Below are 13,883 nucleotides of genomic sequence, written 5' to 3'. Positions count from 1 at the left end.
TGCTTGAGGTCTTTCACATGACTGGTCGTTTACTCGTCAGGGGCATGCTCGTCGGTCTGATTGCAGGCCTTCTGGCATTTGGGTTTGCCAAGGTGTTTGGTGAACCTCAGGTGGACAAGGCAATCGCCTTTGAAGAAAGCATGGCGCACGTGCACGGTGATGCAGAAGAAGAGGAAGAGCTGGTCAGCCGCTAGGTGCAAGGTAGCGTGGGTCTGTTGACCGGCGTGGTCGTGTACAGCGTATCGCTTGGCGGCATTTTTTCGCTGGTTTTCGCCTATGCGCTGGGCCGTATTGGCCGTGTTGGCCCTCGTGGCCTGGCTGCACTGCTGGCGCTGGCCGCTTTTGCAGTGGTGTTTCTGATCCCAGGCTTGAAGTATCCGCCCAACCCACCTTCAGTGGGTAACCCGGACACCATCGGACTGCGCACCCAGCTGTTCTTCCTGATCATGCTGGTATCGATCATTGCCGCAGTCATTTCGGTGAATGCCGGACGCAAGCTGATCGCACGCCATGGCACCTGGAGCGGCGCTATCAGTGGCGTTGCACTTTATCTGGTCATCGTGTCGGTGGCTGCGTACCTGTTTCCGACCATCAACGAAGTGCCGGAAAACTTCTCTGCCGTGTTGCTGTAGAAATTCCGTACAGCGTCGCTGGGCATTCAAGTCGTCCTTTGGACCAGTCTGGGCCTGATCTTCGGCAAGGTCGCCGAACAGGCGCTGTTCCCGTCACGCAAGGCTTCCAGCATTTAAGCGCAGCGATCAACCGGATAATGGAGTGAGCTGCGGCCACTCCGTTGTCCATGCTGTCTCAACCTCGCTGCTTCCATGTGCTCACGCCGGAGCATGCGCAGCGAGATTGCGGTAATGCCCTTTGAAGTACAGCAATGGCTGAGTTGCGGTCACCTCTTGCAGGTTCAATGCTTTCACTTCACCAATCACGATCAGGTGATCACCTGCGGCGTGTTCGGCGTGAATCTCACAATCCAGCCAGTGCAGGCTTCCGGCGATGACCGGATTGCCCAGCGGCGACGCATGCCAGTCAACACCCTGCCACTTGTCTGTCCCCCTACGGGCGAACTGGTTGGAAATATCCACCTGCTCACCCGACAGGATGTTGACCGCAAAGCGACCGGCCTGACGGATTTTCGGGTAGCTGGCCGAGCTGCACATGACGCTGAATGACACCAGCGGCGGACTCATCGACACGCTGTAGAACGACTGACACGTGAAGCCGATCGGCTCACCATCGACCTGCGAGGTGATCACCGTGATGCCCGAGGCGTAGTGCCCGAGCGCCTCGCGAAAGCTCAGTGGCTCGATGGCCTTAGCAGAAAGCGACATGGCAGATCCTGATCCTAACGGGAGAGTTCTCGGCGAACGATATCTGCGCCAGCACTCAACGCATTCAGCTTGCCCCGGGCAACCTGGCGCGGCAAAGGTGCCATACCGCAGTTGGTACACGGATAGAGCTTGTCGGCATCGACGAATTGCAGTGCTTTGCGCAGGGTGTTAGCGACTTCTTCAGGCGTTTCGATGGCATGGTTGGCCACGTCAATTGCCCCGACCATTACTTTCTTGCCGCGAATGAGCTCGATCAGGCCCATCGGAACGTGAGAGTTGTGGCATTCCAGCGAAACGATGTCGATGCTGGACTTTTGCAGTTTAGGGAACGCCTCTTCGTACTGGCGCCACTCTGAACCCAATGTCTTTTTCCAGTCGGTATTGGCTTTAATGCCGTAGCCGTAGCAAATATGTACGGCGGTTTCGCACTTCAAGCCCTCGATGGCGCGCTCCAGCGTGGCAACGCCCCACTCGTTCACCTCATCGAAGAACACGTTGAAAGCAGGTTCGTCGAATTGAATGATGTCGACCCCGGCAGCCTCCAGCTCCTTGGCTTCCTGATTGAGGATCTTGGCAAATTCCCACGCCAGTTTCTCACGGCTCTTGTAGTGAGCGTCGTAAAGGGTGTCAATCATCGTCATCGGGCCAGGCAGGGCCCATTTGATGGGCTGATGAGTTTGCGAACGCAGAAACCTGGCGTCTTCGACGAACACCGGTTTTTTACGCTCAACAGCACCCACGACGGTCGGAACACTCGCGTCATAGCGATCACGAATTCGAACGGTTTCGCGTTTTTCGAAATCAACGCCTTCAAGGTGCTCGATGAACGTCGTCACAAAGTGCTGACGGGTTTGTTCGCCGTCACTGACGATATCGATACCGGCATGTTGCTGTTCTTGCAGCGCCAGACACAGCGCATCCTGCTTACCTTCAATCAGCGCTTCATCTTGCAGTTTCCAGGGTGACCAAAGTGTCTCGGGCTGAGCGAGCCAGGAGGGCTTGGGCAAACTACCCGCCGTGGATGTGGGCAACAACTTTTTCATGGGAAATAACCTTGGCTTTGAATTGATCAAAAGGCGCAACTGACAGACCACTGCTCGAGCACGGCCTGATAAGGCTTGATGAAGTGCTCTTCGGCAAACTTGCCCTGCTCCACCGCCAGACGACTGCGCTCTTCCCGGTCATACACAATTCGGGTCAAGGAGTAGTCCTGATGCTTCAGGCTCGGTTGATAGGATTTGCCTGCTGCCGAGTTCGCGTTGTAGATCTCGGGCCGGTAAATCTTCTGGAACGTGTCCATGGTGCTGATGGTGGCAATCAACTCAAGGTTGGAGTAGTCCGCCAGCAGGTCACCCGAGAAATAAAACGCCAACGGCGCAGCACTGTTCGGCGGCATGAAGTAACGCACGGTCATGCCCATTTTCCGGAAATATTCGTCGGTCAGAGAATACGCATCCTGTTGGTACTCAAAGCCCAATACCGGGTGCTGATTCTCGGTGCGGTGGTAAGTACGCGTACTCGACACGCTCAGGCAGATGACCGGCGGCTTGTCGAAATGCTCTTTATAAGTGGCGGAATTGACGAAGCACTTGAACAGCTTGCCATGCAGATCACCAAAATCTTCTGGCGTGCTGAAACCGGCCTGGTTCTTGTTGTGCTCCAACAGACGCACGCTGAAATCATAGTCCCGTACGTAAGAGGAGAAGTTGTTCCCCACGATGCCACTGATGCGCTCGTGGGTGTGGCGATCAACAATCGTCGTTTTCAGAATTTCAATCAACGGGATGGCATGTTCGCTGCTGCCCGCATCAATATTCATCTCGGCGGAAATGATGTTCAGCTCGACCGTGTAACGATCACCGGTAGGGTTGTCCCAATGGGCCAGCGCGTTGAAGCGGTTATCGATCATCTTCAATGTGTTGCGCAGGTTCTCCCGACGGCTTTCACCCCGAGCCAGATTGGCAAAGTTAGTGGTGATCCGCGTGTTGTTTGACGGAGCGTAATGCTCGTCGAAACAAATGCTCTTGATCGCAAATGTGAATTCGTTGTTCATCGTAGCTGGCACCCTAATTTTTCAGGCAAATCTGAATCAGCTTCTGGCTGCTTCAGCTTCTGCCCATCGTCGGTTTCCTCACTCGATGACCATAAGCCTGGCCTTGGTGAAGAGCTGGGGGCAGCTTAAAGCGGGGGCTACATGAACAAAAACGAATTTATCTCAAAAAAATATTAGTCACGCTCATGATGGGACGAAAGAAGCCAGAGAGGTTCTCCCCCTGCGTTGGGCCTGCATTTGCCGTGAGAAACTGCTGAAACCCTTCTTTCTGGATGGTCCGTTGGACACCCTTCAGGGCAAGTCTCGGGGGATATGTATAACGTGTCTTCGTTTGCCGTGCTCGCTGTCAGCGCCCATACCGCAGAACAGCTCGTAAACAAGCCTCAGGCTTGCGCAGCGTTACTGGCTTTACTTTGGAACATGGCGGCATCGGCCTTGAACATCAGCTCGTCGAGGAGTTCGCCATCTTCCGGATACCAGGCCACACCAAGGCTGGCGCTGACTTGGATCTGGTTGTCCCTCCAAGGCATGGGCCGCTCGATAGCCTTGCAGATGTCCTGGGTGATGCGTTGGATATCGTGTTTGTGATGCGCGCCGTCGAGCAGCAAGACAAATTCATCGCCGCCCATGCGCGCGGCAATTTCGAACTCGCGAATATGGGGTTTGATGGCCGAGGCGACATGGATCAGCACGGCGTCGCCCGCCTGGTGGCCAAAACGATCATTGATCTGCTTGAAATTATCCAAGTCGATATAACACAGGGCCAGATGCTCTCCTCGGCTCTTGGCGCCGAGCAATTTCTGGGTGACGAAGGGAATAAAACGGTTGCGATTGGGCAAGCCAGTCAGGCTGTCATAGAACGCCAGCTTGCGGACCTCCTCTTCAGCGAGTTTGCGCAACTTGATCTCTTTGCGCAGATGGCGCTGGGCATTCAACAGCACCAGCGTGAACATCAGGATCAACACGCCACCGATGCTGATCAGGATAATCGTCTTGCGCAGCCGCTCGACGAGCTGTGGCGGGTTGGGGTCGTAGATGAAGTTTTCCAGACCGTCGATGCTGTCGACCATGCCCAGTCCGAGGAAGGTTTCAGCCATACGTTGCCAGCGCCCCGGATTCATATGGCCAATCTCGATCAAGTCGGACTGCACCAGTGGACGCATGGCTTGGGCTTCGAACGCCAGGTGAGCGCGGCTTTTCTCCACCGAATAGTGCTTGAGCAGCAGGTCGATGATTTCTTCGGGGTGATCCATCGCGTAACGCCAGCCGCGCAGCGTCGCGCGACGGAAAGCCTCGACCCGCTGAGGGTGCTCATCGATCTCGGCTTGGGTGGTGAACAGGATGTCGCTGTAGAAGTCGATCCCGTAGGTGACGGGCGAGATCACGTTGTAGTCCACACCACGCTGTTGCAGGTAGAAGGGTTCGTTGGTCAGGTACGAGTTGAAGGCCGTGACCTTGCCGCTGGCCAAGTCCTCAATTTGGTAGCTGCTGGGCAGCAGTTGCATTTTTTCGAGGGGTATCCCCTCGCTGCGGAACATCGCTAGAAAGTCGGCATCGGTCTGGGCATCCATCAACATCACAGGCTTGCCGATCAGGTCGTGCACGGTGCGAACACCTTTGTCGGTGCGCGCCAGAAGCACGGAGGGCGAATGCTGAAAAATCACCGCCAGCGCCACCAGAGGCTTTCCATGCAGGCGAGCGAAGAGTAACTCGCTGTTGGCCTCACCGTACTGCGCACGCCCGGAAAGCACTTCTTCGACGGGTGTGACGTTAGGACCACCTTCGTGAATGCGTACGTCCAACCCCTCTTCGCGGTAATAGCCTTGCGCCACGGCAGCGTAGTAGCCGGCGAACTGAAACTGATGTTTCCAGCGCAGCTGCATATCAATCACCTGCACGGCACCATTCTGCTGGGTAACCGGGCTCGCCCACGCCGCCTGAGCCGGGAACAACAGCACGAAACACAGTAGCCGACGCAGCCGACCCGACAGACGTTTATCCGGCTGACCTGGCGTATTAGAGCCGCTACGGAGGCTGGGCATAGTGGAGGGTCCGTGAATCGCGCTTATCGTTTAGCGAGCAAGGCAGGAGCGGCATTGTGGCATCACAGATGGGGTGCCAGCAATCGCGTGCCCTGTTGGGGGCGAAGTGTGGCCTTGCAGACATGTTCAGATCTAACGCAGTAGCACGCACCAGCAAGCAACCCATTGTTTGACTGCCCAACACGATCCATTCGGCATTCGCCATCTGCTGGCCTCCTGTCACCCTCAAGCCGTCTTGCCGCCATTCACGCGCACGATCTCGCCGGTCAGGAAAGGTACCGCCCCCGAGGCCACGAAGACGATCATTTGAGCAATCTCCTGCGCTGTGCCGATGCGCCTCATCGGCACACCTTCGATCATGCGTTCTCTTCCTGCCTCATCAGCGGCAATCCGATCGAACATTTCGGTTTGCACAGGGCCGGGTGCCACGGCGTTGACCCGAATGCCAAACGGCGCGGCTTCCAGAGCCACCGATTTAGTGATCCCTTCCACCGCGTGTTTGCTGCCGGCGTACAGGGACGCATTGGGCGCGCCCTTGATGCCCATGCTCGATGACAGATTGATGATACTGCCGAACCCTTGCGCTCGCATCACGCGCATTTCGTGCTTCATCGACAACAGTGTGCCCAGCACGTTAGCGGCAAACACCTGCTTGTATTCGGCAGGTGTCACTTCCTGAATGGGTGCGAACTTGCCGTCCACCCCCGCGTTATTCACAGCCGCGTCCAATCGACCAAATGTGGAAACGGTCACATCAACGAGACGTTCGATCTCGCTTTCATCGCGCACATCCGCACGCTGAAAAATTGCCTGCGCGCCCAGCGCTTGCAGTTCCGCGAGCAGCGTTTGCCCCGCGTCGTCGCGACGCCCCGAAATCACCACCCGGTAGCCCGCTTGCCCAAAGGCGATGGCTGTCGCTCGGCCAATGCCTGCCAGCGCGCCTGTTATCAGTGCTACCGGCGTATCGTTGCTGTTGTTCACAGGGCTGCTCATCATGATTCTCCAGATTGGGTTCAGCGTCTCGCACCCGCTCAACGGGCGCCAAATACGGGGTTCTCGAAAATGTCGGCGTGACCTTGGGGAAGTGCGCGCCAGTATTGCGGGGGGGCTGCAACCTTGGCGCCCAACTCTGCCGCCGCCCGCCATGGCCAACGGGGGTCATTGAGCATCGCGCGGGCGATGGCCACCAGGTCGGCCTTGCCCGACCGGACGATCTCGTCGGCTTGACGGGGGTCGGTGATCAGGCCCACGGCGGTCGAGAGCAGCCCGGTCTCTTGCTTCACTTTTGAAGCGAACGGCACCTGATAGCCGGGGGCAGGCGCGATCTTTTGCATCGGGGAAATACCGCCCGAGGACGACACCACCCAATCCGCCCCATGCGCTTTCAGGGCGTGAGAAATGGCCACCGTCGCCTCGATGTCCAGCCCGCCCTCCACCCAATCGGACGCCGAGAGTTTCACGCCAAGCGGGCGATCTTCCGGCCAGGCGTCGCGCACGGCGTCGAAGACTTCCAGCAGAAAGCGCATGCGATTTTCCAGCGACCCACCGCACTCGTCGGTGCGCTGATTGGCGATCGGAGAGAGGAACTGGTGGATCAGGTAGCCATGGCCGCCGTGCAGTTCCAGCGCATCCACACCTAAACGGACGGCGCGCCGGGTCGAGGCGACGAAAGCATCACGAAGGCGCACGATGTCGGCTTTCGTCAGTTCGACAGGCGCCGCCTCGCCCTCTTTGTGAGGTATCGCGGACGGTGCGACGGTCTTCCACCCGCCCTCTGAAACAGGGATGAGCTGGCCACCGCGCCACGGTTCGTAACTGGAGGCCTTGCGGCCGGCGTGGGCCAGCTGCAGGGCGACAGGGATCTGCGAATGGTCCCTGATCGCTTGAATGACCGTGCCGAGAGCCGCCTCGGTGTCATCGCTCCACAACCCGAGATCACCGGGGGTGATTCGCCCTTCGGGTTCAACCGCTGTGGACTCGATGGTCAGCATACCGGCACCGGAAATGGCCAGTTGCGTAAGGTGTGCAACATGCCAGGCGTTAGCCAAACCATCGACTGCGCAGTACTGGCACATGGGCGAGACGACAATGCGGTTGGGCAACGTGAGACCGCGCACTTGCAATGCTGAAAACAGACCGTTCATGAGGACCCCGTTGATCAGAAGGTAACGGCCTGCAGAATGAGCGATGCCCCATTCGCAATAAACGGTGTAATGGTCCAGTCACTTCGGCGTTTTTGTCTGTTATTCCATCGTCGCTTTGTCCATCCGACGATCAAGACATTGTTTGGCCCGAATGAATTCTGTTTAACGTGTACGTCGATTTATCCCGATTCATCGTCCCCGTATCGTCGCTCCACCTCTGCCGCACTCATCACAGTGAATGCGGCAACCTTCTCTCACTACGGGATACTCCATATGAAAATCGTCGTAACAGGCAGCGCCGGTAACGTCTCCAGGCCATTGACCGAATTGCTTCTGGCGGCTGGACATCAAGTCAGTGTCGTCAGTCGCAACGCCGAAAACATCGCCGCGCTAGTCAAACAAGGCGCGAACGCCGCGATTGGCGACATGGAAGATGTGGCTTTCTTGACAGACACATTGAAAGGGGCGGATGGGGTTTACCTGATGTTGCCGCCGATGTGGAACTCGCAAGACCAGAAGAAACAAAGCACCGAGTACGCGCACAACTTCAAAGCTGCCATCGAAGCGACGGGCGTTAAAAACGTGGTGTTCCTCAGCAGCTACGGTGCTGATCGCCAGACGGATGCCGGCCCTATCAGCGGCATGGGCCTGGCGGAAGATGTGCTCAACACATTGGGTTCCGACGTGAACGTGCTGAGCCTGCGCACGGGCTACTTCTACACTAACTTGCTGTTGTCCATCGACCTGATCAAAAAATCCGGTCACATGGGCAACATGTTCGCAATCCCTCAGGGGCGATTCACGGTCGTCGACCCCGAAGACATCGCCCGCATCGCGGCGGCGGCGCTGGCCACACAAAACTTCAAGGGCCATACCTATCAGTACGTGATCAGCGACCTCACGGGCACCGATGAAATTGCTGCGCTGATCGGTCAGGAAATCGGTATCCCACACCTGAAATGGGAAAAGTTCGAGAAAGAGGATTTCCGCCAGGTGCTGCTGGGTTACGGTTTCGCCAACGGGGCGGCAAATGATTACGTCGAAATGTTCGACACCCTCGACAAAGGCCTTCTGTTCGAACACTTCTTCGAAACGAAGGCGCCGTTTGGTGGCACCTCTATCGAAGCGTTCGCCAAACGTTTCGCCGCCATTTATAAAAGCCGCTGACCCAGAGGTGCTGACGTGATCAAAATCAGTGTGATGTACCCGATCGGCCGCGACGTTCACTTCAATCACCGTTATTACCGTGACGTGCACATGCCGCTGGTGAAAAAGCGACTGGGAACCTACCTCCTCTCCTACAGCATCGACAAGGGACTGTCGGGCATGGAGCCGGACAGCACGCCCTTGTACGTCGGCATGTGTCACCTTTACTGTGAATCCGTCGAAGCGTTTCAAGCCGGTATTGCGCCCCATGGCGCGGAACTGGAAAACGACATCGCCAACTTCACAAACGCGTTGCCGGTGTATCAGATCAGCGAAGTCGTTGCGTTGGAGGGAGGGTTCATTCCATCAAGAGCGGATGATGCTCAAACCGCTCGGCGATCCAGTCGACGAACACCCTGACCGTCGGTGAAAGGTGTCTGTTTTGCGGATAGACGACTGAAATCGGCATGGACGGTGGAACGTAGGCGTTCAATACGTCCACCAGTTCACCGGACGCCAGATAAGGCGCTGCCATAAACCGCGGCGCCTGAATAATCCCCACCCCTCTCAAGCAAGCGTTCATCCACACTTCCGTGTCGTTCACAGCCAGGTTGCCTCGCAAAAGCGTCTCGACGAACTGGCCATCGACGGTGAAGCTGAAGTTCATCAGCTTGCCATGGCGTCCCCAGAAATAATTGATGGCGACATGGTGCTTGAGGTCGTCCAGCGCCGTGGGCATGCCGTAGCGCGTCAGGTAATCCGGGCTGGCCACCGTGACTGGCCGGTAGAGGCCAATGCGTCGTGCCACCATGTTGGATGTCGGCAGTTCGCCCACGCGAATCACGCAATCGACGCTGTCCTGAATGAGATCCACGGGCTTGTCTCCAAAGCCCGCCATCAGCGCGATGTCGGGGTAGCGCTGATGAAAGTCGTAAAGACCCGGCAACACCAGCAGCTTGCCCAGTGATGTCGGCATGTCGATGCGCAAGGTGCCGCGAGGCGTGTCCGCTTTTGCCACAAGCGCATGTTCGGCCTCTTCGATGTCCGCCAGAATCCTCACGCAACGTTCGTAATACGCTGCGCCGTCCGGCGTCAGTCCGAGGCGGCGGGTGGTGCGTTGCAACAGCCGAATCTTCAGGTGGGCTTCGAGCTGCTGAATAGCGATGGTCGCTGACGCCTTGGGAATGTGCAGCGTGTCCGCCGCCTTGGTGAAGCTGTTGGACTCCACCACTCGGGTGAACACTTTCATGGCGAAGAACAGGTCCATGGGCAGGCCTCCTGCGAAGCGGAGAAGAAACATGACATGCGCATTCAGGTCTCGTCCCATCAGGTGAGAAAGCCCGCAGGGTAGGCAATCGACGTGCCCGGAAAAACCGGCCATGTCTCCAGACACATCGGACAAAAAGGCTGCAATCGCCCGCCGACCTGCGCGCTCCGCTTCGCTGCTTATCGACCCAGCAGTCATCCATTAAAGCTATTTTGTCCGGAATGTTTGGATATCTGGCCTGTTTTTCCCCTTCTTCTCTCTCCCTAGACTTCGAAGCCTGTTCCGTGAATCTCTGGAGTTCGCCATGCGCCCTTCTGCTTCCCCCATCCGCGTCGGCCTGGTCGGTCTTGGCAACTGGGCCATGCACGGCCATGTCCGCGTGCTCTCGTTGCTGCCTCAATACTCCATCAGTGCCGTTTACAGCCAGCGGCTGGACAGTGCGCAAGTCGCGGCGGCGCAGTGGGACATTCCCTATGTGGCTGAATCTCTGGATGAGTTGGTCAACCACCCCGAGGTCGATCTGGTGGTGGTCCTGACGATTGCCCCACAGCACGAAGAGGCGGTACGCGCCGCTATCGCTGCTGGAAAGAACGTGTATTGCGAGTGGCCGCTGACCACCAGCACTGCGGTCTCTCAGGAGCTGGCCTGCCTGGCGAGGCAGGCAGGTGTGCGAACCCTCGTCGGCTTGCAGCGTCGCCATGCACCGCATAACCGCTATTTGCAGGATTTGCTGCAACAAGGCTACGTCGGAAAAGTGCGCTCGGTGCGCATCCACGTGAGCATGAATTACTTCCAGGCGCTGCGCCCCAACGCGCTGCGCTGGACCGTACCGGTGGAGAACTTCTCCAGCGTGATTTCGATCTACGCCGGTCACTTTCTCGACATGCTATTCACCGCGATGGGCTGGCCAGTGAGTGTCAGCGCACTGATGGTCAACCAGTTCGACACCGTCACTATCAAAGAAACCGGCGAACGATTGAGTAGTACCGCACCGGATCAAATGGTCCTCGCCGGGCAACTGGAAGACGGCGCCTTGCTCTCGGTTCATATCGAAGGCGGCAAGCGCAACGGCTCCGGGGTACAGATCGAAATCACCGGCCACGAAGGCGATTTGCGCATCACCAACGTCTCGGCGTTCGGTGATACAGGGCAGGACTACGTGATCGAAGGCGCGCACGGCGATCACCTACCGCTGGAAGTGCTGCCCATTCCCGCCAGCTATTCGCGCCTGCCGTCTGCGGACCTGCCTTCGTCGGTGCTTGAACTGGCCGAGCTGTATCACGTTTATGCCCAGGACCTTGCCGAAGGCACTCATGCGGCGGCGACGTTTCAGGACGCCGTGCGCATGCACAAGCTGCTCGATGGTGTGCTGACCTCATCGCAGACCGGCCGTCGAGCACTGCTCGCCCTTTGAATTCTCTATCCCCGGTTGCCTGACCCATTCTGGAGATCCCCATGACCTCTTCATCGCCATTGAAGCTGTTATCCGACGCCATTGTTGGCCCCTATCGCCTCAACCATCGCGTGGTGCATGCGCCCATGACCCGGCTGCGCGCGGACCGCGATGACAGTCCGAGTCAAATGATGCAGCGCTACTACGAACAACGGGCCTCCCGAGGCGGTCTGCTGATCGTCGAATCCACTCACCCTTCAGCGGACAGCCGGGGTTACCTCGGGGCGCCGGGCCTCTACACCGATGCCCATCGGGACGCCTGGAAACCTATCGTCGAGGCCGTGCACGCCAAGGGCGGCGTGGTGTTTTTGCAACTCGGCCATGACGGCCGTCAGTCTCACAGCGACTTGAGCAACGGCAAACCGCCCATTGCACCTTCGGTCGTGCCGTTTGAAACCAACGCCTTTACTCAAAACGGCTGGGTGCCGGTCTCGCCGCACCGTGCAGTGGAAAAGGACGAACTGCCGGCGCTGGTCGAAAGCTATCGGCAAAGCGCCCAGCGGGCACTGGACGCAGGCTTTGACGGCGTCGAGCTGCACAACGCAAACGGCTACTTGCTGGACACCTTCCTGCAAGACGGCACGAACAAACGCACCGATGAGTACGGCGGCCCCATCGAAAACCGCGTGCGATTCCCGTTGCAGGTGCTCGATGCACTGGTGTCGGTCTGGGGTGCGGATCGGGTGGGCGTTCGCGTGTCGCCGAGCGGTCAGTGGGGTTCGATTTCCGACAGCAACCCGCAAGCCACCTTCGAATATTTCGCGCGCCGGCTGAATGAATATGGGCTGGCCTACCTGCACGTCATTGAGCCGCGCATCAAAGGCACCGATGAAATCGAGCCCGACCGCCCACCCGTGGCAGCGGCCTTTCTGCGCCCCTTTTTCGACGGACCGATCATCGCGGCCGGCGGCTTCGATCGGGGAGGTGCCGAGGCGATTCTGCAATCCGGGGCGGCTGATTTGGTGGCGTTCGGTCGTCACTTCAGCGCCAACCCGGACCTGCCTGAGCGCCTGCGCCATGACTGGCCGCTGACACCTTATGTGCGCGACGCGTTCTGGGGTGGCACGACACAGCACTACATCGACTTTCCCGATTACGGCGCTGAAAAAAATGGCCGGTGACCGCCATTTTCTAGCACCGACTCTTCAGAAGGATCACACCGATGAACAGCTCATCGATTTCACTCGTGCCCTTGTACTGGCTAGCACTGGGCACCTTCGCCGTGGGTACGGAAAGCTTCATGCTCGCGGGGCTGTTACCCGATATTGCCACCGACCTGGCAACGACTGTCGTCGCCACCGGCCAACTGGTGACCGTGTTCGCCCTGGCGTACGCCTTCAGCTCGCCCATATTGACCGCCTTGACGGGCCGGGTCAGCCGCCGAACGCTGATGATTTTCACCCTGCTGGGTTTCACCCTGGCGAACCTGATTGCCTTCATGGCACCTGACTACTGGGTGCTGATGTTCGCCCGGGTGCTGCTGGCGTTTACGGCAGGGCTGTTCGTACCGGGGGCCAACGCGCTGGCGGGCGCCATCGCCGGTCCTGACAAACGCGGCACGGCGCTGGCCATCGTCAACGGCGGCATCACCCTCGCCGTTGCGTTCGGTGTGCCGCTGGGTTCCGTCGTGGGTGAGTATCTGGGCTGGCGCATGACGTTCGCCGGGGTGGCGGCGCTTTCCGCAATGGCCAGCCTTGGCCTGATCGTGGGGCTGCCTGCCGACATCGGCCACGGCTTGCCAGTGGCCTCATTGCGCGAACGACTCGAAACAGCCCGCCGCCCGGTCATTCTGCTCAGCCTGTTGGTGACCACGCTCTGGGCGACCGGCGCGTACACGGTTTACACCTACCTGGCGCTGTTCATCGTCGATACGACGTCACTGACGGGCAGTCAAGTCGGGTATGTGTTTTTTGCCTGGGGTGTGGCCGCCGGGGTCGGTGTGATCGTCGGCGGCAAACTGGTGGATCGTCTCGGCGCGCGCCGGGTCATTCCCCATTGCCTGACGGCGATGATCATCTCGTTCGTGATCCTGTCTCTGAGCGCCGATACGTTTTCCGTTGATCAGGCACTGGTCCCCGTCGTGGTCGGGGTGTTGGTGTGGGGCGTGGCCCATTGGTCGTTTTATCCGGCGCAGCAAGCTGGCCTGATCGGCATCGCCGGTATCAAAGGGACGCCCATTGCGCTGTCCCTCAATGCCTCATTCATGTACCTGGGCTTTTCGCTGGGCGCCGCGCTCGGTTCGCTGACATTGGGCTTCGCCTCCGTGACGGCACTGGGCTGGGTGGCGGCGGGCTGTGAAGTGTCCGGTCTGATTCTGCACCTGCTGATTCGTCGAAAAGTGTCGAGCAGTGCAGCGCTGGTGTGTGCCGTCTGAAGCACACCCGCGTTCGCGATCGCCCTCCACCCCGAGGGCACCCTGACGGTTCGCCTTGTTCTGG

At 58.6% G+C, this 13,883-nt stretch carries 12 protein-coding genes and 1 pseudogene; 6 read left to right on the top strand and 7 right to left on the bottom strand.

All coding sequences use genetic code 11. The annotated features are described in order from the left end of the window. Positions 1-17: 17 nt before the first annotated feature. Positions 18-749, top strand: a pseudogene (locus ACI2KB_RS27825) (CbtA family protein). A gap of 81 nt (positions 750-830) precedes the next feature. On the opposite strand, the gene ACI2KB_RS27820 reads toward ACI2KB_RS27825, so the two are convergent. The 6 genes from ACI2KB_RS27820 to ACI2KB_RS27795 all read right to left on the bottom strand — a co-directional run bounded on the left by ACI2KB_RS27820 (position 831) and on the right by ACI2KB_RS27795 (position 7,579). Then, positions 831-1,340: a flavin reductase family protein gene (locus ACI2KB_RS27820; RefSeq protein WP_404640096.1), complete on the bottom strand. Its 510-nt coding sequence runs from the start codon at positions 1,338-1,340 to the stop codon at positions 831-833. 14 nt (positions 1,341-1,354) lie between these two features. Continuing rightward, a complete protein-coding gene (locus ACI2KB_RS27815; protein ID WP_404640094.1) occupies positions 1,355-2,383 on the bottom strand; it encodes a methionine synthase in 1,029 nt (342 codons plus the stop codon). A 26-nt stretch (positions 2,384-2,409) separates the two neighbouring features. Beyond that, the gene (locus ACI2KB_RS27810) at positions 2,410-3,393 is read right to left on the bottom strand and encodes a DUF1852 domain-containing protein (protein WP_404640092.1); all 984 of its coding nucleotides are present in this window, start codon (positions 3,391-3,393) and stop codon (positions 2,410-2,412) included. Between the two features lie 383 nt (positions 3,394-3,776). Further along, positions 3,777-5,435 carry an ABC transporter substrate-binding protein gene (locus tag ACI2KB_RS27805; protein WP_404640090.1) on the bottom strand — a complete coding sequence of 553 codons (1,659 nt, stop codon included), beginning with the start codon at positions 5,433-5,435 and terminating at the stop codon, positions 3,777-3,779. A gap of 225 nt (positions 5,436-5,660) precedes the next feature. Next, entirely contained in the window at positions 5,661-6,431 is a 771-nt protein-coding gene (locus ACI2KB_RS27800; RefSeq protein WP_404640088.1) for an SDR family NAD(P)-dependent oxidoreductase, read from the bottom strand. Positions 6,432-6,466: 35 nt separating this feature from the next. Beyond that, positions 6,467-7,579 (bottom strand): NADH:flavin oxidoreductase/NADH oxidase, encoded by a 1,113-nt coding sequence (locus ACI2KB_RS27795; protein WP_404640086.1) that lies wholly within the window; start codon positions 7,577-7,579, stop codon positions 6,467-6,469. A gap of 36 nt (positions 7,580-7,615) precedes the next feature. Here ACI2KB_RS27795 and ACI2KB_RS27790 point away from each other — a divergent pair, with 36 nt between their 5' ends. Both ACI2KB_RS27790 and ACI2KB_RS27785 read left to right on the top strand, forming a co-directional pair. Beyond that, a complete protein-coding gene (locus ACI2KB_RS27790; protein WP_404640084.1) occupies positions 7,616-8,746 on the top strand; it encodes an NAD(P)H-binding protein in 1,131 nt (376 codons plus the stop codon). Positions 8,747-8,761: 15 nt separating this feature from the next. Next, a complete protein-coding gene (locus tag ACI2KB_RS27785; protein WP_404640082.1) occupies positions 8,762-9,145 on the top strand; it encodes an EthD family reductase in 384 nt (127 codons plus the stop codon). Here the strand turns inward: ACI2KB_RS27785 and ACI2KB_RS27780 are convergent. Further along, entirely contained in the window at positions 9,084-9,992 is a 909-nt protein-coding gene (locus tag ACI2KB_RS27780; RefSeq protein ID WP_404640080.1) for a LysR substrate-binding domain-containing protein, read from the bottom strand. The two genes, ACI2KB_RS27785 and ACI2KB_RS27780, sit on opposite strands and share 62 nt — an antisense overlap. A 304-nt stretch (positions 9,993-10,296) precedes the next feature. Between ACI2KB_RS27780 and ACI2KB_RS27775 the strand changes: the two genes are divergently transcribed. From ACI2KB_RS27775 to ACI2KB_RS27765, 3 genes are read left to right on the top strand one after another with little or no spacing between them, the layout of a single operon-like run. Then, positions 10,297-11,406 (top strand): Gfo/Idh/MocA family protein, encoded by a 1,110-nt coding sequence (locus tag ACI2KB_RS27775; protein WP_404640078.1) that lies wholly within the window; start codon positions 10,297-10,299, stop codon positions 11,404-11,406. 41 nt (positions 11,407-11,447) lie between these two features. After that, positions 11,448-12,566, top strand: coding sequence for an alkene reductase (locus tag ACI2KB_RS27770; protein ID WP_404640076.1), 1,119 nt, complete (start codon positions 11,448-11,450; stop codon positions 12,564-12,566). 41 nt (positions 12,567-12,607) lie between these two features. Continuing rightward, entirely contained in the window at positions 12,608-13,819 is a 1,212-nt protein-coding gene (locus tag ACI2KB_RS27765) for an MFS transporter (RefSeq protein WP_404640074.1), read from the top strand. The last annotated feature ends 64 nt before the right edge of the window (positions 13,820-13,883 follow it).

The sequence above is a fragment of the Pseudomonas sp. NPDC088444 genome, assembly GCF_044900175.1.
GTDB lineage: Bacteria > Pseudomonadota > Gammaproteobacteria > Pseudomonadales > Pseudomonadaceae > Aquipseudomonas.
The sequence above is the reverse complement of the archived record's forward strand: the minus strand, read 5'-3'. Positions and strand labels throughout refer to the sequence as shown.